Here is an 18,960-nt window from a genome sequence, read left to right as displayed (position 1 = left end):
AATTAAATTTGATAATTAGCCAGTCTGCCAAAGGCCGAAAATGTTTTAAAACAAATTGCTCCTCTTTCTATTCATTTATAACAAGATGAAACAGTTACCAAACAAACCAGCGCTTACCGGCCAGCTTAAATGGGTGGAGCGCGTGGCCTCGGTTATGGACGACAAATTCCGGCTGCCGGGTACTAATTTCCGCTTCGGGCTCGATCCTATCCTCAACTTTATTCCCTTTGCAGGCGACGTATCGGGCTTTATCGTAGCGGCTGCCCTGCTTTATGTCATCGCGAAAAATGGTGGAGTTAGTCGTAAAGTATTGATCTTGATGGCACTGAATATCTCTGTAGACGCCCTGCTCGGCGCTATCCCTATCCTTGGGCAGGTAACAGATTTTTACTTTAAAGCCAACACCCGCAATATTAAATTGCTAAAAGAACATTACCAGGAAGATAAACACCAGGGCAGCGGTAAGGGCATTATCCTATTAATACTGGTTGTGCTCATCGTTTTTCTCGCGGCAAGTATTTATATCTCTTATGTTGCATTGAGGTGGTTATTTAATTCATTTTAACTTTTGGGCTCGGTCTGCTGAGGTAATTCTTACGAAACGCCGAATATTATTGATTTTCATGTATTTATAAAAACAAATTTTTGTTAAACAACTTATAACAAAATACCTATATATTTATAAAAGCAAGCCGATTCCCCCCAATTTGGCTGCTAATTAATGCGAATATTAACCGGAGCCTGGATAATTAAACATGCTGGATCACGCAACACTCAACCATATATTCGCCCTTATTCCATCGCCAACATTAATTTTGTTGCCCGATGCCCCCGTTTTTACTATAGCAGATGTTAACCAAAACTATTTAAATGCCGTTGGCCTTGCCTCTGATGACCTAACAGGCAAGAGTTTTTTTGACTACTTCGGGCAGTTCCCTGACAAAGACATGAGCGACGATCTTAATTCGCTTAACCAGGTGCTTCAAACAAAAGCTCCCCATCAAACCGGTGTAAACCAATACAAATTTTCCATAGCGGGGAGTACTAATCTCCAAACCAAATATTTCAGTGCCGCTAATGTACCCGTTTTAGACGCGCAGGGCAACGTAACCTATATTGTACATACGGTAAGCGATGTTACGGAAACTGTAGCCATAAAGCACCGTCAGGAACGTACCAAAAAAAACCTGCAGGAAACCTCTCTCCTGATGTCGCAGGGGCAGGAACTGGCTAATTTTGGTAACTGGCAATGGGATATCGTCAATAACAAAGTGAGCTGGAGCAATACGCTTTACACCATTTACGGGCTCGATAAAGAATCGTTTAAAGCCACTTTTGAGGGTTACCAGGAACTCCTGCATCCGGATGACCGGGAATTTGTAAATAACAAAATAACCCATGTGCTGCAAACCAAAGAAGATGCGGTTTTCGAAGAAAGAATAATACGCCCAAATGGCGAACTGCGGTACCTGAAATCCTGGGGGAAGGTGCAATCTGATGAACAGGGTAATCCCATAAAAATGATAGGTGCCTGCCTTGATATCACCGAAACAAAATTTGCCGAGGCCCAGCTTACCAAAATGCACCACGAACTGGAGGAGCACCTGAAAACGCTTGCCATATCAGAAAAAAGATACAGCGACCTCTTTCACCTCAGTCCTCTACCCATGTGGGTTTTCAACCTGGATACCCGCCGGTTTTTAAATGTGAACGCCGCCGCCATTACTCATTATGGGTACACGCTCGAAGAATTCCTGGAGATGGATGTTACCAAAGTTTGGCCTGCCGATTGTGTGAACGAATTTGAGGAAACTATAAACGACTCGCATCTTGTTTACAACGGTATATCCACGCAAACCAAAAAAAACGGTGAGCAGATAAAAGTATACCTGCAAAGCAATTTCATCCAGTTCAGCGGCGAAAACACGCACCTGGTACTGGCTATGGATATTACCGAAAGGCAAAACTACATCCATGCTATTGAGGAGAAGAACAAACACTTACTGGATATCGCCTGGATTCAATCGCACGTGGTGCGCGCGCCGCTTGCCCGCATTATGGGGCTTATCGAGCTGTTTAAAAGCTATGACATAAGCGAGATAGATAAAAACAACCTGCTCGACAATATAGCCCTTTCGGCTAACGAACTGGACGGTATCATCCGCGGAATATCCGACAAAACAGAAGAAATTGTACTGAATAAAGAATAGCCCGTTTATACGCCGAACTGGGTAAGATGATGGTTAAGGTGCTTATAAAACATATTGTTCCATTCATCAGCGCTTAACGCGCCAAACGAATGCGACATGCGGCCATTAAATTCGCTTTCGCCCAATTCCTGAGTTTTACGGATATAACTGATCAGCCTTGCCTTTTCAACCTCAAAATCTTTATCGCTTTTAATGATGAAGGCCGGCGCTGTTGGCCCGTTGCGTTTGTAGGGGACTTCGGTTACCACTTTATTTTTAACCAGCAGTTTTAAAATCAGTTTCATAAAGGCATTGGGTGCAGGATGCTTCCCGGGCTCATAAACCATCTCGTAAGATACATTGCAATGTGCCAGCATTTGCGAAACATTCATTTTACCCCATTGTGCTGCGGTTTGCGGGGTTAGCTTGTTTATCCTATCGATAAAGCCTTCAGAAACTTCCCTGGTAAAAATGCTTGGTAATGCCATTGTGGTAATTGTGTTAAGGTAATGATCTGGTTAATTAACCCAATAACGACAGACGGGGTTAATAATGGACAAAAGATAGGTCAATTACCCGGTATTTTTCAATTGTTTGAAAAATAACCATTCAAACAACCTGCAACTACCGCTGTTCTTCTCACATCATGAAGAAACTGATAATTTTCGACCTCGACGGTACCCTTGCAGAAAGTAAGGCAGCGATAGATGAAGAAATGGGCACCATCCTTGGCAACCTGCTCACGGTAGCCAGGGTAGCCATTATATCCGGCGGGGATTGGCCGCAGTTTGAGAAGCAGGTTTTAGCGCATCTGCCGAAGGGATCGTTAAAGCGATTATCCATCCTGCCCACCTGTGGCACCAAGTATTACACCTATAAACAAGGCTGGAAACAGCTCTATGCCGAAAACTTTACCGATGAGGAGAAAAAGCTCATTATCCAATCGCTAAACGAAGCTGTGGATGCATCGGGCTATAAGGCAAAGAAAACCTGGGGCGAGCAAATTGAGGATCGCGGCAGCCAGGTAACCTACTCGGCCCTGGGCCAGCAGGCCCCCTTAGATCAAAAGAAAAAGTGGGACCCGGATTTTGCCAAGCGGAAGGAAATCAAAAAAACGCTTGATAAAACACTTAAAGCATTTTCGGTGCAGATGGGTGGTGCAACCTCTATCGATATCACTAAGCCCGGTATTGATAAGGCATACGGAATCCGCAAGCTAAAGACGGTACTCGATATTAAAATATCCGAAATGATCTTCATCGGCGATGCCTTGTTCGAGGGTGGTAACGACCACCCCGCCCGTAAAACCGGTGTTGCATGCATACAGGTTCGCGACCCGGAGGAAACCAAGCGGGTTGTTGAAGGGATAAGCGTTTGCCTGGGGTTTAAGACGAGAAAAAACAGTAATATTATTTCCGGATAGGATTTAAACCACAAACTGTTTATCTTATCCCAGGATTTTAACTTACACGAGCCGAACAGATTACTGCGACACAACAATATGGGTAAAATTTTTACAATAACCGAAGGGCTCGAAAACATGGGCGCGCTGCATACCGGCGGTCAGGGTTCGGTATATAAAGGCAAGCGAATAGGCGAAATTTATGTGGCTGTAAAGTTGCTGCCTACCCCTATTTATGCCGAAGACGAGAACGACAAGCATTACAAAGATTTTATAAACGAGGTAGAGAAGCTTAAAAAGGTTAATCAGGTATCAAACCCGAATGTGGTTAAGATCCTTAATTCGGGCATTACCGAAAGTGGCTCGTTACCTTTCATTGAGATGGAGTTTATTGAAGGCCCTGACCTGGCCGAACTGCTTACCGAAAAAGAAACACCGGTTTTCAGCATCGCCGAAGCTATAAAAGTAGCCTATCAATTGGCAAACGCGCTGAGCCATTGCCACAAGGTATCGGTAAAGCATGGCGATATCAAAAGCAATAATGTTAAGTTCAATATCAATACCGGCAACTATATGCTGCTTGATTTTGGATTGGCCATCATGACCGATGAGCAGCGGCGGAGCAGTCTGCGCAACGCCGGCGCTGTTGAATTTATGGCACCCGAGCAAAGCGAAGGCAACCTGTTGCCGCAAAGCGATGTTTACAGTTATGGCATTATACTATACGAACTACTCGCTGGTACAGTCCCCTTTAAACTGAACGACAACGGCCAAACAGCGCGCAACGCCGTCATGATAGCGCACCTTGAAAAGGAACCGCCGGACCTGCTCACCCTCCGTGAAAAAAACATGCCGCTTAACTGGCCCGAAGATCAGCGTAAGCGCGAATTACAGGTACCCGAGTGGCTGCTGAACCTTATCTACAAATGCCTGCAAAAAGACCCAGATGCCAGATATACTGATGGGACGGAACTGCGCCAAGCCATACAAAGCAGCGTAATTACCGTAAAAAGCGATACCGAAAGCGCCTTAATACTGCAAAACGAAAAAGTAGCCCTGCAAGCAAAATTGAAAGAAGAACAGGCAAAGAACACTACTTTATTGCAGGAAATAGCGCAGCTTAAACAAAGCAAACTTTCTGGTAGCGTTGCACCTGTTCCCTCGCCGATAACAGGAAACCACAGTACAAAAATCGCTTCAAAGGGAATGCTGATTGGTTTGGGGATTTTGCTGTTGTGCCTGGGCGCATTTGCCGGGCGTTATCTTTTTAGCGGTAACAAAGCAGCGTCTGTAAAAACTCTGCCTGATACTATTACCAGCAAAACTTCGACAGACACCATCACGGCCGCAAAGCCCAAGCCTGCAGAGGTAAAAGAGAAAAAGACACCAATAAAGAAGACTGAAATAAAGGCGGAGACGCTGTCCGTACATAAAAAAATTAAAAAAGATTCTGCGAGGAAGGTGGTTAAAAAAAATCCGCCAAAATTAGATAAACCAACCAACCCTTCCCCTAACCCGGGAAAAGGCAGTGATGCAGGGAAGGTGTATTCGCTTTTTACAACGTACGCTTATTTTCACAGCGCCCCAACCGAGGGCAGTAAACGGGCGGCAAACATTAGCCAATGGGATAATGCTCGTTTAAAAGCGCTGGACGACCAAAATGGTTATGTCTATGTAGTGTTCACCAACAAAAACGGGGAAACCAGCAAGGGCTGGCTCCGCAAAAAAGACCTCATCGTGGTAGGGCAGTAATAAAGCCAACCGGCCTTATTTGCATATCGCAACCTTGGTGCGCACCTGTTGCGTGCCAGCCTGCGATTGTTGGTTACACTTGCCGAGCAATACCCAAATAATGATAAATATAATAATGGTGGAGAAGCAGCCTCCACCAAGTTTTTTTGCACCCCAGGCAGCTATAAGGCCTCTAAAAAAGTTGTTCATGGCTGTGTTTTGGTAAGTTAACAGCGTGTGGGCGATATGGTTTTGGTGAACCACCCAATTTCCTATGCTGACATGTAAAATCGCACCGTTATTTCAACGGGAATGCCAGCTTAAACGTACTGCCTTTTCCGTTAAAAAAAAATTAAATAAAATTGGCGGGGCGCATTTACATCGGGCTTTTTTTATCATATTTATTTTTTCATCTAACCTGAAACCACATGAGCTTTTTTAGTAAACTGCTAAACGAATTTATAGATGTAATAGAATGGGTAGACATTACCCAGGATACATTAGTCTGGAAATTTCCGAGGAATGACAACGCTATAAAAATGGGCGCTAAGCTTACAGTGCGCGAATCGCAGGCGGCTGTTTTTATGAACGAAGGCCGGATAGCCGACGTTTTTTTGCCGGGCTTGTACGATTTACAAACCGAAAACATGCCTGTCTTAACTACCCTGCAAAGCTGGAAATACGGCTTTAATAGTCCCTTTAAGGCCGATGTTTATTTTGTGAGTACCCGCCAGTTTGTTAACCAAAAATGGGGAACCAAAAATCCGGTGATGATCCGCGATGCCGAGTTTGGCCCGGTGAGATTACGCGCGTTCGGTTCTTTTAACTTTAAAGTACAGGACCCAAAAGTGTTCCTGAGCCAAATATCGGCAACCAACCCCGAATTTAACGTAGCGAATATTGAGGAGCAATTGCGCAACATCATTGTTGCACGCGGGATGGATTCCGTAGCACAATCTAAAATACCGATCTTGGACCTGGCCGCCAATTATAACGAAATGGGGGTGCTGATATCTGACACCATACAGCCCGATTTTGCCGAAATGGGGCTTACCCTATCCAAGCTATTGGTAGAGAATATCTCGCTACCTGCAGAAGTAGAGACCGCGCTTGATAAACGCAGCCAAATGGGCGTCATAGGTAACCTGGGCGCGTATGCACAATTCCAGGCGGCAAACGCAATGGAAAAATCGGCAGAGAACAGCATGGGCGGTAACCTTGGCGCTGCGGGCATCGGTTTGGGTGTGGGTGCTGCCATGATGAACCAGGTTGGCAATGTATTTAAACAAAACAACTTTGATGGTACCAACCCTTCCGGCGCAGATGCGCCGCCGCCTTTGCCGGTTGCGCAATACCATATAGCAGTAGATGGTAAATCTGACGGGCCGCACAGCCTGGCCGAGATAGATAGGATGATCACGGCCAAAGCGATCAATAAAGAAACCATGGTTTGGAAAAAAGGCATGGCCGCCTGGGTTACAGCCGGCACCGTTACCGAGCTTACAGATCTATTTAATAACGAACCTCCGCCATTAGTCTGAGCACTACCTAATACTTTATAGTACATGAGCGAACTTTTAAAACCCGCCGATAGCATAAGCAATTCCTTAAAATGCACGGGCTGCGGGGCTTTGCTGCATTTTGTACCTGGCACCCGCACCTTGCAATGTAGTTATTGCGGCGAAAGCAATGCAATAGCCAATACCAAAAACGATATAGAACCGGTAGATTATGAGGGTTTTATAGCGAATATTGATGTAAAAAAGGCTACCGATAATGTAAAGGTGGTCGATTGTAAAAACTGCGGTTCGCAAACGGTGCTTGATGCTTCTGTTGCGTCTGATAAATGTCCGTTTTGCACCGCTCCTTTGGTGTTAAATTTACAGGCCGGTAAGACCTATTTGCCGCCGCATTATATTTTACCGTTTGAAGTTACCCAAAGACAAGGTGTCGATTTCTTTCAGAAATGGCTCAAAGGCCTGTGGTGGGCACCGAACGATCTTGCGCAAAAAGCGGGCGGTACGTCGTCGGCATTAAACGGTGTTTACCTGCCTTACTGGGCCTACGACACCGATACCACCACAGATTACACCGGCGAACGCGGCGACTATTATTACACCACTGAAACCTATACCGAAACGGTTGATGGCAAAAGCCAAACCCGCTCCCGGCAGGTGCGGCATACCAACTGGTCGTATAACTCGGGTACAGTTAATTGCAGCTTTCGCGACCTGTTGGTACCCGCCAGTAAATCGCTGCCCGAAAAAACGCTGGATAAACTTACGCCTTGGAAACTGGATATGCTTGCCAGTTTTGATGAACGCTACATGAGCGGCTTCCGCTCCGAAACGTACCAACTCGACCCTGAAAACGGACTGATTAAAGCAAAGGAGCAAACCGTAGACGAGATTGATTCCTCCATCAGGAGCGATATTGGTGGCGATGAGCAACGCATTAATAACACCGATACCGACTACCGCAATAAAGCCATTAAATACATTATGCTACCTGTTTGGGTAAGCGCCTATAACTATAATAGCAGAGTATACCAGTTTACGGTAAATGCCAGCACTGGCGAGGTTATTGGCCAGCGCCCGTTAAGCGCCATGAAGATCACACTGGTGATATTATTTGTAATTATATTACTTATAGCGGCTTTTGTGCTGTATTCGCAAAACGCAAATGGGTAAAGTGGTTATCTTTTCAACTTTAATTAGTGGATTTTTAATCATCTATCCCTTTGCCGCTGAGAATCTGCGGGATATATTTTTCTGCCCTCGCTTCCCGGGTTTTGGCTTGTTTAGGTTGAGAAAAGTGTAGTAGATATCCCCTTTGTCGCCCCGGCGTTAATGCTTCAAAAGCGGCTTTAAGTCCTGGTGTCCCGTCTAATTTAGTTTGAAATTCTTCAGGAACGGCAAATTCTTTTGTCTTTTTCAAATCCACTTTTAACCCGGCTTTTTCCACCTCAATGGCTTCGAAAATATATGCCTTCAGCGTAAGTTCCAGCTCAACTACTTCCCTGACGGTGGTGAACCTTACCTGGCGTGCAGCCTGCACGTTCTCCGTTTGTTGTACAAGGATACCATCAACATCATTTAACAAGGCACCTTTAAAAAACAGCACCGCGCAGTATTCCTTAAACACGTGGATCAGTACAATGTTATTTGTTTGATACGTGTAACAGGGACAGCCCCATTTCAGTTCTTCGGTAAGCCCGCCACCAAGTATGATCGTTCTTAATCTCCCGATCTCTTCCTGCCATTTTTTGGATCTATCGAAATAAAAATCAACTTTAGTATTCATTCCGCTCTCATTAATTAGTTGTTATTAAACCCTTAACGCCCCACGAAAACCCCGGGCGGCGTAATAAGATTCTGCCCCATTATGATAAACAAACACTGTATCGTACCTCCGGTCACAAAACATAGCGCCGCCAAGCTTTCTGATATTAGCCGGAGTTTGCACCCAACTGGATGTTTTCAGGTCGAACTTGCCTAATACCTGTAGTTGGCGGTATTGCTCTTCTGTTAAAATTTCGATACCCATATCGGCAGCCATGCCCACCGCGCTATTTTCGGGCTTGTATTCTTTTCTCGATTCCAGCGCGGCGTGGTCGTAGCAAATACTTCTGCGGCCCTTGGGGCTTTCCGCGGAACAATCGTAAAATAGGTATTCGCCAGTTGTTTCATCCAAGCCAACCACGTCCGGTTCACCGCCGGTTATTTCCATCTCTTCGAGCGTCTGTAGTTGCCCGGCATTGGCTTCCAGCTTAACTTGTATTTTAGCCCATTCCAAGCCTTTGTGCCGTTCCATGTGTTTCTCGAAACGGGTTTTCAACACGCCGAGCAGTTCTTCAGATCGCTCTCCCGACAATTGCTTTTTATCATTATTCATATTGCCCTCCTTAATTAATTTGCAATGACTACTCTTCTTTCCGCAGGCCTTAAATACCAGGATACTATTGTTAGTACCAACAACAGCATCGGTCCAAAAAGCTCTTTAACGCTATCGTCAACAGCTAAATGTGAAAACACCGCACCCGACATAGCGAAAAAGAAACCCGCGTAGGCCCATTCTTTCAATAAAGTAAATTTAGGGATTAGCACCGTTACTGTCCCCAGAATTTTCCAAATACCCAGTATGCTTAAAAAATATGCTGGATAGCCGAGGTGCTCTATCATGGTTAATTCTTCCTTCATTTTTATTAGCTGTACAAGCCCGGTAGAAAGCATCCCCAATGCAAGCCAGAGCGTAGATACCCAGTAGATAATTTTATTTCTCTTTGTCATGATGTGTTATTTTAATTTTTTTACGATGTCTTGTAAACGGTTATGCGCCATATTAAGGCCCTGAGCAAAAGGCAGCCGTAACATTTGATCTCTTAACCCGGCCGATTTAAATACGCTATATATAGTAAGTTTGCTGGTATCCCCGGTCAGTTTTTCAAATTCCAAAAACTCCAGTTGAACGCCAAACGACGCGTTCTCCATTTCAAATGTGCGTGTGATCTTTTGGTTCGGGATAAACTCATGGAACACTCCATCGGCACGGAACACCACGTTCCCTTTAGCGTCACTTGTTTCATACTGCCAGCCGCCATGTTTTTTATTTTCGAGTTTCAGCACTTTCGTGCCCATCCATAGCTCCACAATTTCGGGCTCTACGTGCGCTTTAAAAAGCAATTCCAGCGGCAGATTAAATTCCCGTGTTATTAGTAGATCGTGCTTGCCATCTTCGGCGCTGATCTTTGTTTTTAATTCCATATCAGGTTGTCTTTTTGTTTTGGTATGTTTTCATAATAGTTTCTAATTTGTTGAAGCGGTCTTCCCACATCTGGCGGAACGGCTCTATAAAATCGGCTACTTCTCTCATGTTCGTCGCGTTGATGTGGTAATAGATCTCCCTGCCGTTTTGCTCTTGTTTCAGCAATTCGCACTCGGTGAGTATTTGCAGATGCTTTGAAACTGTGGGCCTCGCGGTATCAAAGTTGGAAGCAATTACGCCGGCCGTCATCGATTGGGAAGCAACTAACAGCAGTATGGCCCTCCTTGTAGGATCGGCAATTGCCTGGAATACATCTCGTCTTAAATTCATTGCGTAGTTATTTGGCTACGAATATACATGTAGTTATTTAACTACGCAATTTTTTGAAGAAAAAATATTTGCGGGGAAAGTGTGTTAAGTTGAAAACAAAAATCCTCTCATTTTCACGAGAGGATTTCGGGTCGATAACGGTGTAAAATTCAAACCGCCTTGTAGAAGAGTTGAATGAAACAGGCAGTTTTCAAAAGTTTTGAAACAATGAAATTTAATGCTCTTTTAATATACTTCCCAATAGTACTTTGTATGTGTTGTGAATATCTTGCACCAACAATTTCAATGTTTTTTAAAGCACTTTCTATATTTGCCAATCCCTTCTTATTCCCCTTTATATTTGGTTTTAAATAATAAAAAAGCCTGCCTCTTCCCGGGCAGGCTTTTAAAATTCAATACGCACAGCACTTTTAAAACGATATGGTGCGTTTATAAATGATCTTATCAATAGTATATCCTATTATTTCCAAAACTTCGACTTCTAAAAAATCCTCGTTTCGCTGCATCCATTCGCTACCAATTTTATACAGCATGGCTACTTTGCCATCTTTAAATTTAACCTGCCATACCTGCCACGATTTAAAATACGCGCTGGTGATACTTACCAAGTGTGCCTTCCCGTCTGCCAGTTTAATTTTGTAATCCATAGTGATGATGCGTTAAAGATTGATGTATTCCTGAATGCTATAAATACGCTAAACAGCAGGCGTTATTGTGTTTTTACAAAGTAAAATTAACTCTTGCATCGCAATCAACAAATTCATTAACAAGAAGGATATTAAATTACCAATAGATATAATTCATCTAATAGAAGAGGCTATCAAGCATTGGGTTGAGGTTTCAATATCCAAATCTCATCAAACGACAAAAGCGTCATTCCGAAGACCGACGCAGTTATTATAGTTTCATCTGCAAATCCGAATATTTAAAATCTGCACATCACTCACCCCATTTTTCCAACCCCAATAACTTCTTACCTAAGTCGCTTAGTTCTGCTACTGGGTTTTGTTTTTCACGTTCCATCGGGTCTCCGGGAAAAGCGTAACCCTGCATGGCTTCGCGACTTTGCCAACTGTTAACGCGCCAGTCTACCAGTTCCTGGTTATCTTCCTGGGCGGGCATCATGGCAATGTATTGGGCTATGCGTACCTTGTTACCGCTGGTATTGGCGCGGATGCCGTGTGGCTGCAGGCTGTTAAAAATCAGCAGGTCGCCGGCTTCCAGTTTTACCTTCATCAATTCAAAGCCTGTGGTATCGGGTTTGTAATGGTCGCGGTCTTCGGGCTGGGTAAGTTTCCAGGTATCGTAGGTGCGGTACAATTCAGGGATGCATTGGAAACCGCCCATTGTTTCGTCGGTTTGGTCGGCCAGTGCCAGCACGCCCTGTACGTTTTGCGGTTTAGTCTCCGGGTCGTAATCCCAGTGGATAAAACCTTTGTATTCAAAACCGGGGCGCAGCGGAAAGTTAAGGTTCGCCCTGTCTATCGTGGCCCATAGTTTTTCGGTGCCCCATATATCGGCAAATGCCTGGTATACGCGCCGGGTTTGGCGGTTATCCCACATCAACTGCTGGTTGTAAATTTCTACCATGCCGGTATTATTCAGTTCCTTCATCTGCATCTGGGCGTTTGGCTTTTTGTACCAACTTTCTATATCGTTAGCGTCTTTGCCCTCGTATTCCCAAAGGTAGGCGGCAAGCTTTTCGGCTTGGTCGTGCGGCACTGCATTTTTTATCACCACGTAGCCATTCTCCAGCCAAAACTTCCAGTCGTCCTCGCTCAATACCTTTAATGGTTTGCCGTTGCTGCGGTCGTTTAGTTTTACCTGGCTCGATTTCGCTGTAGACGGGTTACCCGGAATTTCTTTATGCGCGTTTTTTGGCCCCGGCTGCATGCTCATGGTGCCCATAGTTTTGTTTTCTGTAGCTATCATGGTTTTATTGGTTTTTATAATTTGGTTTGTTTTGATAATCAAAGGTATGGCGGGAAACAGGTACGCACATTCTTCACAATGACCAATATTTGCTCTGTATTGACCTTTATTCTATATTTAAACAAAATATAAAGCCAATCGGGATGAATGAGATACAGTTAGAACGTGTAGACTTTGAGCCGGGGAAATCCTTCAAGCTGTTTTCGCCCAGGCTGCGAAACACATTTCTGTGGCATTACCACCCCGAATTTGAGCTGGTTTACGTTGAGGCGGATGCCGGTATCAGGCATGTGGGTTCGCATATATCAGGTTACACGCAAAGCGACCTCGTGTTTATGGGTAGTAATCTCCCTCATCTTAATTTTGATTACCGCCTGCGCAGCGATTACCATCAGATAGTAATCCAACTGCGCAAAGACTTCCTGGGAAGCGCCATAGCCGTATCGCCCGAGTTTGCTATCATCAACCAGCTGTTTAAAAAAGCGGCTTACGGCATTGCCTTCCATGGCGAAACAAAAGCTCTCGTCACCGAAAAACTGAAAGCCCTGGCCGATTTAAATTCCTTTGAGCAACTGGTAGAATTGATGAAGGTGCTCAACACGCTCGCCCATTCTGATGAGTATACCATTCTGAATGCCGACGATATCAGCCTGCAATTTTTCTTAAAGGATAAAATAAGGATGGGTGCGATTTATGAATACATGGATGCCAACTACAACCGCAAGCCCGATGTGAATGTAGTAGCCGGCAAGGTGAACCTCACCACTGCCGCGTTTTGCCGCTATTTTAAGCGCCAAACCAATATTACCTTTACCGATTTTGTGAACCAATACCGCATAGATATCGCCAAAAACTTTTTAATGCAGAATAAGAACGTTACCGAAACTTGCTACGCTGTTGGCTTTGAAAGCCTTTCCTATTTTAATAAACTGTTTAATAAAGTGGTTGGTGAGAATCCTTCGGAATTTAAGAAGAACAGGTTGATTTGAAGAACATCCCGTTTTTTTACAGATCTGATTTGCTACCCAAGATCTTATAAAGTTTCATTACAGATTCTACGTTGGTTGCGTTGGGTACGCTCATATTCCTAAAACCCAATGCGCCTTCAACGTCCTCCGATGATATGGGTTTAAAGGCCATCGTCCAATCGGGGAAATAGCGCTCGTTAATAGCATCCTCCTGGTGCAATTGCAGTTTTTGGTGTCTCGGGTCGTTATAAATAGCCGCATATAATAGCTTTATGGTATTCTCCTCACCCTCTATCAACTGGATGAATTTGCCCTCGAAGTAGAACAATATACCGGTAACGCTTTTGAAAATATTTCTGCGGCGGGCTTTGTCTAAAAGCTCTTTCAGGTCTTCATCATTTAAAGGTTGGGTAGCGTAGCTACTGTAGATAAGGTAAAACATTTCACAAAGATAGTTAAATACTTATGATATAATTTATAGTTAATTTTTTATATTATAAATACAATCAATTAGCGATGTCGAATTAATCCTCTAAAATGTCCGCCTTTGCATCTTTATAAGGTAAGCAACCAGGTAAAAAAGATGAGCACCATGATTAATGGATTCCTTAACGTGTCGAGGCTCGATTCGGGTAAGATCATCCTCAACAAACAGCTTTTTTTGCTGAACGATCTTATTTGAGATATGACACGGGAAGCCAAGCTTACTATTGCCAATCACCCATAAAACACCATCAGCTTGTGACGATGTCACCCTAAAAGCCGATAAAGATAAAATTGGAAGCCTAATAAGCAACCTTTTGAGCAATGCGGTTGAGTATTCGCCGCGGGGCGAGTTGATAGAGATAGGGCGCAAAAAGGAAGGTGATACGGTTGTAGTTAGCGTGCGCGACGAAGGCATGGGGATAAAGCCCCAACACCTCGACAAGCTCTTTGATCGTTTGGGGTAGAAACCAAGCATAAGCAGCACATCAGCGGCTTTGGCATTGGTCTTTATATAAGTGCCGAGATAGTTTTGCGGCACAACGGTAAAATTTGGGTAGATAGCGAAGTGGGTAAAGACCCACTTTCCATTTTAGTCGGCCTTTAAATTAATCGCTGTACCTGTCGTTACGCCAAGGGTACGCGGTATTTGAATAACCCCTATCTTCCCAAAAGCCCAATTTATTTTCGGTAAGAAATTCTATCCGTTTTATCCATTTGGAACCTTTCCAAGCGTATAGCTGTGGGGCTATCATACGTACCGGCCCGCCATGTTCTGTTTGAAGGGGCTGGCCGTCAAAGGTATGCACCAGCAGCACATCGGGTTTAAGGGCTTCCTCTAAAGATAAGTTGGTGGTGTAGGTATCATATCCATAACACAGTACATGGGTAGCAGTTTCCTTTGGATGAACCAGCGCAGCTAAGTCAAACAGGCTCACGCCTTTCCAGTGCATATCCAGCTTACTCCAGGTAGTAACACAATGAAAATCGGAGGTGTCTTTGGTTTGAGGCAGATCCATAAATTCCTTCCAGTTCAAACGCACCGGATTGTCTACAGCTCCGTCAATTGTCAGACGCCATTTATCAAGCGGGATGCCGGGATGATAACCCAGATCCAGAACAGGCCACTTAACGGTAGCTGTTTGCCCTATCGGAATAGTTGGCATACCATGCCTGTTTAGCTTGCCTGATCCTTTTGGCGAATCATCGGCAACGGATGGCGTTAACTTTATTTTTTCTTCAAACCGCGTCTTCAATTTCATGCGAGATTCGATAATACGATTAAGTTTATCGGCTTCTTCCATAGCTAAAATGTTAAATCAGTTAAAAATAGCTAAAACTTTGCAGCGGCTAAAATTTAAGCCTTACCGGCAACAGACTTCGCCTCAAACGGCCACTCTTTATTAACCTTCGCTTTTATAAAATAAACAAACGTACCTGTTACTATAGCGGTTAAGCCACCCAACACCATGTGTAAACCCGTTGACACCAAGATGCCGAACCATATTAAAATAGCCATGTACACCGGCAGCGGAAACAGCGGCATTTTATAAGGGAAAAGCGTTGTTTTGCGCGCCTTTCGCAGCAATAATAAGCCTATGGCCTGGGCGATAAACTGGATAAGGATACGCATAGCCAAAATAGCGCTTATAACATCCTTCAACTTAAACAAAAGGCTGAATACGAAGGCTATTCCGCCTAAAACCAATAATGATACGTACGGGAAGTTTTTTGTTGGATGCAGCTTGGCAAACACTGTAAAAAAGGCACCATCGGCAGCGGCCGCGTAAGGGATGCGGCTATAGCCCAGCGTAGCCGAAAAAACGGAGGAAAATGCTACCAGTAATATGAGGCAGGTTATTACTTTAGCGGCGATATTGCCCATGAGCAACTGCATAAATTCGCTGATAACGAACTTGCTGCCCATAGCATGGTGCCAGGGTATCACACTTACAACGCTTACGTTCATCAGCATATATAAAACGGCTATCCCGGCTATAGAAAGGAACATGCTGCGCGGGATATTACGCGATGGGTTTACAATTTCGCCACCCAAATGGCAAACGTTATAATACCCCAGGTAACTGTAAACACTTTTTACACTGGCAAAGCCAATAGCCGCTACAAAGCCATAGTTAAGGTTTATACCATCGTTTATGTGCCGTATGGGATGCATAAAATTACCATGAGCTATCCCTCCGCCTATTATCCAAAGCATGGTAACCAAAACCCCTACCCAAAGCACCACACTTATTTTGCCTATAGCTTCAATTTTACGGTATAGGAGTATTACAATGCATATTACCACCGAGCCGCTCATGATCTTTGCTTCGATAGTTGATAAGGGTAACAGGTAGGAGAAGTAATCGGCGAAGCCGATGGCGGCGGATGCAATAACCAGCGGCGCCTGTATCATGGTTTGCCAAACAAACAAAAAGCTCATTAGCCGGCCCAGTTTTGTTTTGCCGTAGGTTTCTTTCAGGAAGTTGTATGATCCGCCGGCCATCGGGAAGGCGGCACCTAATTCGCTCCAAACCATAGCATCAACCATAGACAACAGCGCACCGGCGAGCCAGGCATATAAAAACCAGGGGCCGTTCATGGTGGCGATAACCATAGGCAAGGTAACAAAGGGCCCTATGCCTACCATATCGGTCATGTTGATGGCTGTTGCCTGTGCCAGCCCAAGGCGGCGTACGAGTGAATCTTCAGCCATATCTATCACAAAAATAGATTTAATAGCTGTGTGATAAAATTTATTGGGTCAGCGATTTGTAATTAGTGCATTAGCACGTTTTTAGCAAAACTACAGCTAAAATAATTAAGGAGCCACTGGGGACAACCTATTCACAGGCAATGCTTTCCAGTGTAAATTTTTTAAATTTAACCGGCACCACAGGTGTACCTGGCACCTTGCCTTTTAGGGCGAAAATACCGATATATCGCGGGGGTTATCCCCACCTCTTTTGTCGCCAGTTCCTTAAACGCCGAATTTGCGCCGGCACCTCCAGCGTAAAGCAAGCGGTAACTGTTTCCTTTTTTTTCTATGCGGAGAGCTGTTTTCTTCAAATTACTTGATACCATCGAGCGGCTAACAGTACTATCAAGCGTTAGCACCGTGCTATGCACAAACTCCTCGGGCTTGCCGCCGGCACCGGGTGATGCTATCGCTTGCACCAATATCTCTTGCGGTTTATTAAATCCACCAAAAAAATCGTTGTAAGCTAAAGAGAGGCGAATGCTGGGGCTATTCACGCTGGTATCTTCCATTAACAATAAACCGGCCTGCTGCCATTCGGCCGCGGGTATAAAATCCTCTATATGTAGCTCGGTTACAAAGCACCCTCTGGGTAAACTGCGTATTACCAGGTTTTTTATCTGCGGCAGAGAAGTACTATCCGGCCAGTTATCTCCCGTTAGCGTGAACAGCGTTAAGGCTTTAGGAATATCGCCGTGTTTTGGCCAGTATATATCGTCTTTATTTAATACCTGCCACTCCTTCTCTGTCATGGCCTTATCACCCACATCTTTAAAATTATCAGCAAAATACACCGTACTTTTCCGCTGATACCAGGTATAGGCGGCCAATAACAGTAAAACAGCTGCCAGTATAGGCTTAACCCATGCAAAACTAAACAGCTTAACATCAGGTGAAATGGCGTTGGCCAAATGCCGCTCGCGGTATATAAACCAATACGGGTGATGGCTCTCATTTCTTTTACGTTCTAACTCGTTGGTATAAGGCGATTTCAACACATAGCGCGCGAGCGTATCCATAGAAGCTACTGAGGGGTTCTCTTTTTCTTTTTCGCTTAATAAAAAAAGCGAATAATTTTTAAGCGACCGCCATCCAACCATAAGGCCGGTATGATCTAATAATTGCTGTTGAAAAAGTTTCCCCTCGGTTTCGGTTAAAGGCTGGGTAAGGGATACACCAAAACAACGGGAATATGCTTCCCGGAATAATATCGAAAAAACTTTCAATTCAGGATCTTCCATGGTAGAACGTAGCGGCTAAATATCAAACGAGCCAAATATACAATTCCGTAAGGTTTCCGCTCCCTTACCGCACTAAATCGTTACAAACAAGGAGTTTTGCCATATGCAATATCGCATTCTTAAAAGTTTTATCACCATGAAATTTCTATTTTTTTTGACGGCTATACTATTTGCAAACGGATTGGTTTACGGGCAGCAATTACAACTGCATTACGACCTGCGGCACACGTTAAACCCCGTGCGAAACGCTAAAAACTTTCCCACCATGTACTTTGAATACTTCAAAACCATCGATAGCGGCAAAACACTTGTTAAACCGGGGAATTTTCTGCTAAAGCTGCAGGCCGACCTGGTTGGCGAACAGGCAAATATTGGGAAGTACTATATGCAGGTTTCGCAGGAGGTGCGTTTTTGGCAACCTAAATTGTTTATTAACCTGCAATATAGCGGCGGGTTGGGTATCACTACGCCGCGCCAATACAGTTATTACATCGTGAACACCTATGCTATTGGCCTAAGCTACCCTTTTAAAATTGGCGATGCCTATCTCAGCAGCGTTCTCAATTACAAATATGTGCCCTATACCCGGCCAAGTCACGACCTACTCTTTACTACTTACTTCTATAAAGGCTTGTTAAATTATAAAGCGGAAATTGCCGGTAGCTTTTCTTGCTGGACGGAAAATAAAAACCATGGTGACGACCCGGAGATAAACCTGAAAGACAAGCGCTTTTACTTTTTTTTCGAGCCGCAATTTTGGTACAAGGTAAACGGCGGCTTGTATATAGGTACAAAATTAAACGCCTTTTACCATGTTAATACGGCAGACAATATTGTAGAAGTTTACCCTACCGCCGCGGTAAAAATAAAGTTATAGATATTTTTCACAAGCGATGTTACACTCTGCGTAAAACATCCGTTATGGTAGTTAAACAGCCGGTTTTTTCTATTTGTTAAGTGGTAGTAAAACGCGCCTTGCTAACAAGGTGTTCAACGTTGGGTTAAGTGAGTGAATTACTTGTTGGTCGGCTGTTTTTTTAATATAAAAGCCCGCGCTTGCGCAACGGGCTTGGCTGTTATAAGATCAGTATAATAGCGCTAAAAATCTTCCCCTTTAAAATTTGCAAACATTAATATCTATAAATACTATAGATTAAGTAGA

General features: G+C 44.1%; 23 protein-coding genes and 1 pseudogene. 11 read left to right on the top strand and 13 right to left on the bottom strand.

The annotated features are described in order from the left end of the window. The first annotated feature begins 85 nt into the window (after positions 1 to 85). Together EPL05_RS16650 and EPL05_RS16645 are read left to right on the top strand one after the other, a co-directional pair. Positions 86 to 565: a DUF4112 domain-containing protein gene (locus tag EPL05_RS16650; RefSeq protein WP_128535100.1), complete on the top strand. Its 480-nt coding sequence runs from the start codon at positions 86 to 88 to the stop codon at positions 563 to 565. Positions 566 to 755: 190 nt separating this feature from the next. Then, positions 756 to 2,210, top strand: coding sequence for a PAS domain S-box protein (locus tag EPL05_RS16645; protein ID WP_128535099.1), 1,455 nt, complete (start codon positions 756 to 758; stop codon positions 2,208 to 2,210). A gap of 5 nt (positions 2,211 to 2,215) precedes the next feature. Here the strand turns inward: EPL05_RS16645 and EPL05_RS16640 are convergent, their stop codons facing one another. Beyond that, entirely contained in the window at positions 2,216 to 2,677 is a 462-nt protein-coding gene (locus EPL05_RS16640) for a DUF1569 domain-containing protein (protein WP_128535098.1), read from the bottom strand. A gap of 158 nt (positions 2,678 to 2,835) precedes the next feature. Between EPL05_RS16640 and EPL05_RS16635 the strand changes: the two genes are divergently transcribed. Next, positions 2,836 to 3,612, top strand: a complete 777-nt coding sequence (locus EPL05_RS16635) for an HAD-IIB family hydrolase (protein WP_128535097.1) — start codon at positions 2,836 to 2,838, stop codon at positions 3,610 to 3,612. 78 nt (positions 3,613 to 3,690) lie between these two features. Continuing rightward, complete coding sequence (locus EPL05_RS16630) at positions 3,691 to 5,343, top strand: serine/threonine protein kinase (protein WP_128535096.1); 1,653 nt, start codon at positions 3,691 to 3,693, stop codon at positions 5,341 to 5,343. A 15-nt stretch (positions 5,344 to 5,358) separates the two neighbouring features. On the opposite strand, the gene EPL05_RS24045 is transcribed toward EPL05_RS16630, so the two are convergent. Beyond that, on the bottom strand, positions 5,359 to 5,532 hold the full coding sequence (locus EPL05_RS24045; protein WP_166727732.1) for a hypothetical protein: 174 nt from the start codon (positions 5,530 to 5,532) through the stop codon (positions 5,359 to 5,361). 218 nt (positions 5,533 to 5,750) lie between these two features. Here EPL05_RS24045 and EPL05_RS16625 point away from each other — a divergent pair, with 218 nt between their 5' ends. Beyond that, complete coding sequence (locus EPL05_RS16625) at positions 5,751 to 6,863, top strand: SPFH domain-containing protein (RefSeq protein ID WP_128535095.1); 1,113 nt, start codon at positions 5,751 to 5,753, stop codon at positions 6,861 to 6,863. 24 nt (positions 6,864 to 6,887) lie between these two features. Next, positions 6,888 to 8,012, top strand: a complete 1,125-nt coding sequence (locus tag EPL05_RS16620; RefSeq protein WP_128535094.1) for a zinc finger domain-containing protein — start codon at positions 6,888 to 6,890, stop codon at positions 8,010 to 8,012. Positions 8,013 to 8,046: 34 nt separating this feature from the next. Here EPL05_RS16620 and EPL05_RS16615 read toward each other — a convergent pair whose 3' ends face one another. The 7 genes from EPL05_RS16615 to EPL05_RS16585 all read right to left on the bottom strand — a co-directional run bounded on the left by EPL05_RS16615 (position 8,047) and on the right by EPL05_RS16585 (position 12,348). Beyond that, positions 8,047 to 8,625 (bottom strand): YdeI/OmpD-associated family protein, encoded by a 579-nt coding sequence (locus tag EPL05_RS16615; RefSeq protein ID WP_128535093.1) that lies wholly within the window; start codon positions 8,623 to 8,625, stop codon positions 8,047 to 8,049. A gap of 24 nt (positions 8,626 to 8,649) precedes the next feature. Continuing rightward, complete coding sequence (locus EPL05_RS16610; protein ID WP_128535092.1) at positions 8,650 to 9,216, bottom strand: DUF4256 domain-containing protein; 567 nt, start codon at positions 9,214 to 9,216, stop codon at positions 8,650 to 8,652. A gap of 14 nt (positions 9,217 to 9,230) precedes the next feature. Beyond that, positions 9,231 to 9,611 carry a DoxX family protein gene (locus EPL05_RS16605; RefSeq protein WP_128535091.1) on the bottom strand — a complete coding sequence of 127 codons (381 nt, stop codon included), beginning with the start codon at positions 9,609 to 9,611 and terminating at the stop codon, positions 9,231 to 9,233. Between the two features lie 6 nt (positions 9,612 to 9,617). Then, positions 9,618 to 10,085: an SRPBCC family protein gene (locus tag EPL05_RS16600; RefSeq protein WP_128535090.1), complete on the bottom strand. Its 468-nt coding sequence runs from the start codon at positions 10,083 to 10,085 to the stop codon at positions 9,618 to 9,620. Between the two features lies 1 nt (position 10,086). Continuing rightward, entirely contained in the window at positions 10,087 to 10,416 is a 330-nt protein-coding gene (locus EPL05_RS16595; RefSeq protein ID WP_128535089.1) for an ArsR/SmtB family transcription factor, read from the bottom strand. Between the two features lie 410 nt (positions 10,417 to 10,826). Continuing rightward, entirely contained in the window at positions 10,827 to 11,063 is a 237-nt protein-coding gene (locus EPL05_RS16590) for a hypothetical protein (protein WP_128535088.1), read from the bottom strand. A gap of 292 nt (positions 11,064 to 11,355) precedes the next feature. Beyond that, entirely contained in the window at positions 11,356 to 12,348 is a 993-nt protein-coding gene (locus tag EPL05_RS16585; RefSeq protein WP_128535087.1) for a phytanoyl-CoA dioxygenase family protein, read from the bottom strand. A 143-nt stretch (positions 12,349 to 12,491) separates the two neighbouring features. On the opposite strand from EPL05_RS16585, the gene EPL05_RS16580 reads away from it, so the two are divergent. Further along, positions 12,492 to 13,337 (top strand): helix-turn-helix domain-containing protein, encoded by an 846-nt coding sequence (locus EPL05_RS16580; RefSeq protein ID WP_128535086.1) that lies wholly within the window; start codon positions 12,492 to 12,494, stop codon positions 13,335 to 13,337. Positions 13,338 to 13,353: 16 nt separating this feature from the next. Here the strand turns inward: EPL05_RS16580 and EPL05_RS16575 are convergent, their stop codons facing one another. Continuing rightward, positions 13,354 to 13,758 (bottom strand): BLUF domain-containing protein, encoded by a 405-nt coding sequence (locus EPL05_RS16575; protein WP_128535085.1) that lies wholly within the window; start codon positions 13,756 to 13,758, stop codon positions 13,354 to 13,356. Positions 13,759 to 13,899: 141 nt separating this feature from the next. Here EPL05_RS16575 and EPL05_RS24350 point away from each other — a divergent pair, with 141 nt between their 5' ends. The 3 genes and pseudogenes from EPL05_RS24350 to EPL05_RS24680 all read left to right on the top strand — a co-directional run. Beyond that, entirely contained in the window at positions 13,900 to 13,998 is a 99-nt protein-coding gene (locus EPL05_RS24350; RefSeq protein WP_166727731.1) for a cell wall metabolism sensor histidine kinase WalK, read from the top strand. Between the two features lie 28 nt (positions 13,999 to 14,026). Then, on the top strand, positions 14,027 to 14,266 hold the full coding sequence (locus EPL05_RS16570; protein WP_128535084.1) for an ATP-binding protein: 240 nt from the start codon (positions 14,027 to 14,029) through the stop codon (positions 14,264 to 14,266). Positions 14,267 to 14,283: 17 nt separating this feature from the next. Beyond that, positions 14,284 to 14,406 (top strand): annotated as a pseudogene (locus EPL05_RS24680) (hypothetical protein); the annotation flags it as partial. A 1-nt stretch (position 14,407) separates the two neighbouring features. Here the strand turns inward: EPL05_RS24680 and EPL05_RS16560 are convergent. From EPL05_RS16560 to EPL05_RS16550, 3 genes are all read right to left on the bottom strand, one after another. After that, positions 14,408 to 15,103: a molybdopterin-dependent oxidoreductase gene (locus EPL05_RS16560; RefSeq protein ID WP_128535083.1), complete on the bottom strand. Its 696-nt coding sequence runs from the start codon at positions 15,101 to 15,103 to the stop codon at positions 14,408 to 14,410. Between the two features lie 53 nt (positions 15,104 to 15,156). Beyond that, positions 15,157 to 16,515, bottom strand: coding sequence for an APC family permease (locus EPL05_RS16555; RefSeq protein ID WP_128535082.1), 1,359 nt, complete (start codon positions 16,513 to 16,515; stop codon positions 15,157 to 15,159). 167 nt (positions 16,516 to 16,682) lie between these two features. Beyond that, positions 16,683 to 17,798, bottom strand: coding sequence for a hypothetical protein (locus EPL05_RS16550; protein ID WP_128535081.1), 1,116 nt, complete (start codon positions 17,796 to 17,798; stop codon positions 16,683 to 16,685). A gap of 136 nt (positions 17,799 to 17,934) precedes the next feature. Here EPL05_RS16550 and EPL05_RS16545 point away from each other — a divergent pair, with 136 nt between their 5' ends. Beyond that, a complete protein-coding gene (locus EPL05_RS16545) occupies positions 17,935 to 18,675 on the top strand; it encodes a DUF5020 family protein (RefSeq protein WP_166727730.1) in 741 nt (246 codons plus the stop codon). Positions 18,676 to 18,960: the final 285 nt, after the last annotated feature.

Source organism: Mucilaginibacter gilvus (assembly GCF_004054195.1).
In the GTDB taxonomy this organism is placed as follows: domain Bacteria; phylum Bacteroidota; class Bacteroidia; order Sphingobacteriales; family Sphingobacteriaceae; genus Mucilaginibacter; species Mucilaginibacter gilvus.
Note: the sequence above shows the minus strand (reverse complement) of the source record. Positions and strands in the feature narration are given on the sequence as shown.

Excerpts from the sequence above, each read along its gene's own strand:
- EPL05_RS16650 (WP_128535100.1), top strand. The coding sequence starts at position 86 with ATGAAACAGTTACCAAACAAACCAGCGCTTACCGGCCAGCTTAAATGG.
- EPL05_RS16645 (WP_128535099.1), top strand. The coding sequence starts at position 756 with ATGCTGGATCACGCAACACTCAACCATATATTCGCCCTTATTCCATCG.
- EPL05_RS16640 (WP_128535098.1), bottom strand. The coding sequence starts at position 2,677 with ATGGCATTACCAAGCATTTTTACCAGGGAAGTTTCTGAAGGCTTTATC.
- EPL05_RS16635 (WP_128535097.1), top strand. The coding sequence starts at position 2,836 with ATGAAGAAACTGATAATTTTCGACCTCGACGGTACCCTTGCAGAAAGT.
- EPL05_RS16630 (WP_128535096.1), top strand. The coding sequence starts at position 3,691 with ATGGGTAAAATTTTTACAATAACCGAAGGGCTCGAAAACATGGGCGCG.
- EPL05_RS24045 (WP_166727732.1), bottom strand. The coding sequence starts at position 5,532 with ATGAACAACTTTTTTAGAGGCCTTATAGCTGCCTGGGGTGCAAAAAAA.
- EPL05_RS16625 (WP_128535095.1), top strand. The coding sequence starts at position 5,751 with ATGAGCTTTTTTAGTAAACTGCTAAACGAATTTATAGATGTAATAGAA.
- EPL05_RS16620 (WP_128535094.1), top strand. The coding sequence starts at position 6,888 with ATGAGCGAACTTTTAAAACCCGCCGATAGCATAAGCAATTCCTTAAAA.
- EPL05_RS16615 (WP_128535093.1), bottom strand. The coding sequence starts at position 8,625 with ATGAATACTAAAGTTGATTTTTATTTCGATAGATCCAAAAAATGGCAG.
- EPL05_RS16610 (WP_128535092.1), bottom strand. The coding sequence starts at position 9,216 with ATGAATAATGATAAAAAGCAATTGTCGGGAGAGCGATCTGAAGAACTG.
- EPL05_RS16605 (WP_128535091.1), bottom strand. The coding sequence starts at position 9,611 with ATGACAAAGAGAAATAAAATTATCTACTGGGTATCTACGCTCTGGCTT.
- EPL05_RS16600 (WP_128535090.1), bottom strand. The coding sequence starts at position 10,085 with ATGGAATTAAAAACAAAGATCAGCGCCGAAGATGGCAAGCACGATCTA.
- EPL05_RS16595 (WP_128535089.1), bottom strand. The coding sequence starts at position 10,416 with ATGAATTTAAGACGAGATGTATTCCAGGCAATTGCCGATCCTACAAGG.
- EPL05_RS16590 (WP_128535088.1), bottom strand. The coding sequence starts at position 11,063 with ATGGATTACAAAATTAAACTGGCAGACGGGAAGGCACACTTGGTAAGT.
- EPL05_RS16585 (WP_128535087.1), bottom strand. The coding sequence starts at position 12,348 with ATGATAGCTACAGAAAACAAAACTATGGGCACCATGAGCATGCAGCCG.
- EPL05_RS16580 (WP_128535086.1), top strand. The coding sequence starts at position 12,492 with ATGAATGAGATACAGTTAGAACGTGTAGACTTTGAGCCGGGGAAATCC.
- EPL05_RS16575 (WP_128535085.1), bottom strand. The coding sequence starts at position 13,758 with ATGTTTTACCTTATCTACAGTAGCTACGCTACCCAACCTTTAAATGAT.
- EPL05_RS24350 (WP_166727731.1), top strand. The coding sequence starts at position 13,900 with ATGAGCACCATGATTAATGGATTCCTTAACGTGTCGAGGCTCGATTCG.
- EPL05_RS16560 (WP_128535083.1), bottom strand. The coding sequence starts at position 15,103 with ATGGAAGAAGCCGATAAACTTAATCGTATTATCGAATCTCGCATGAAA.
- EPL05_RS16555 (WP_128535082.1), bottom strand. The coding sequence starts at position 16,515 with ATGGCTGAAGATTCACTCGTACGCCGCCTTGGGCTGGCACAGGCAACA.
- EPL05_RS16550 (WP_128535081.1), bottom strand. The coding sequence starts at position 17,798 with ATGGAAGATCCTGAATTGAAAGTTTTTTCGATATTATTCCGGGAAGCA.
- EPL05_RS16545 (WP_166727730.1), top strand. The coding sequence starts at position 17,935 with ATGAAATTTCTATTTTTTTTGACGGCTATACTATTTGCAAACGGATTG.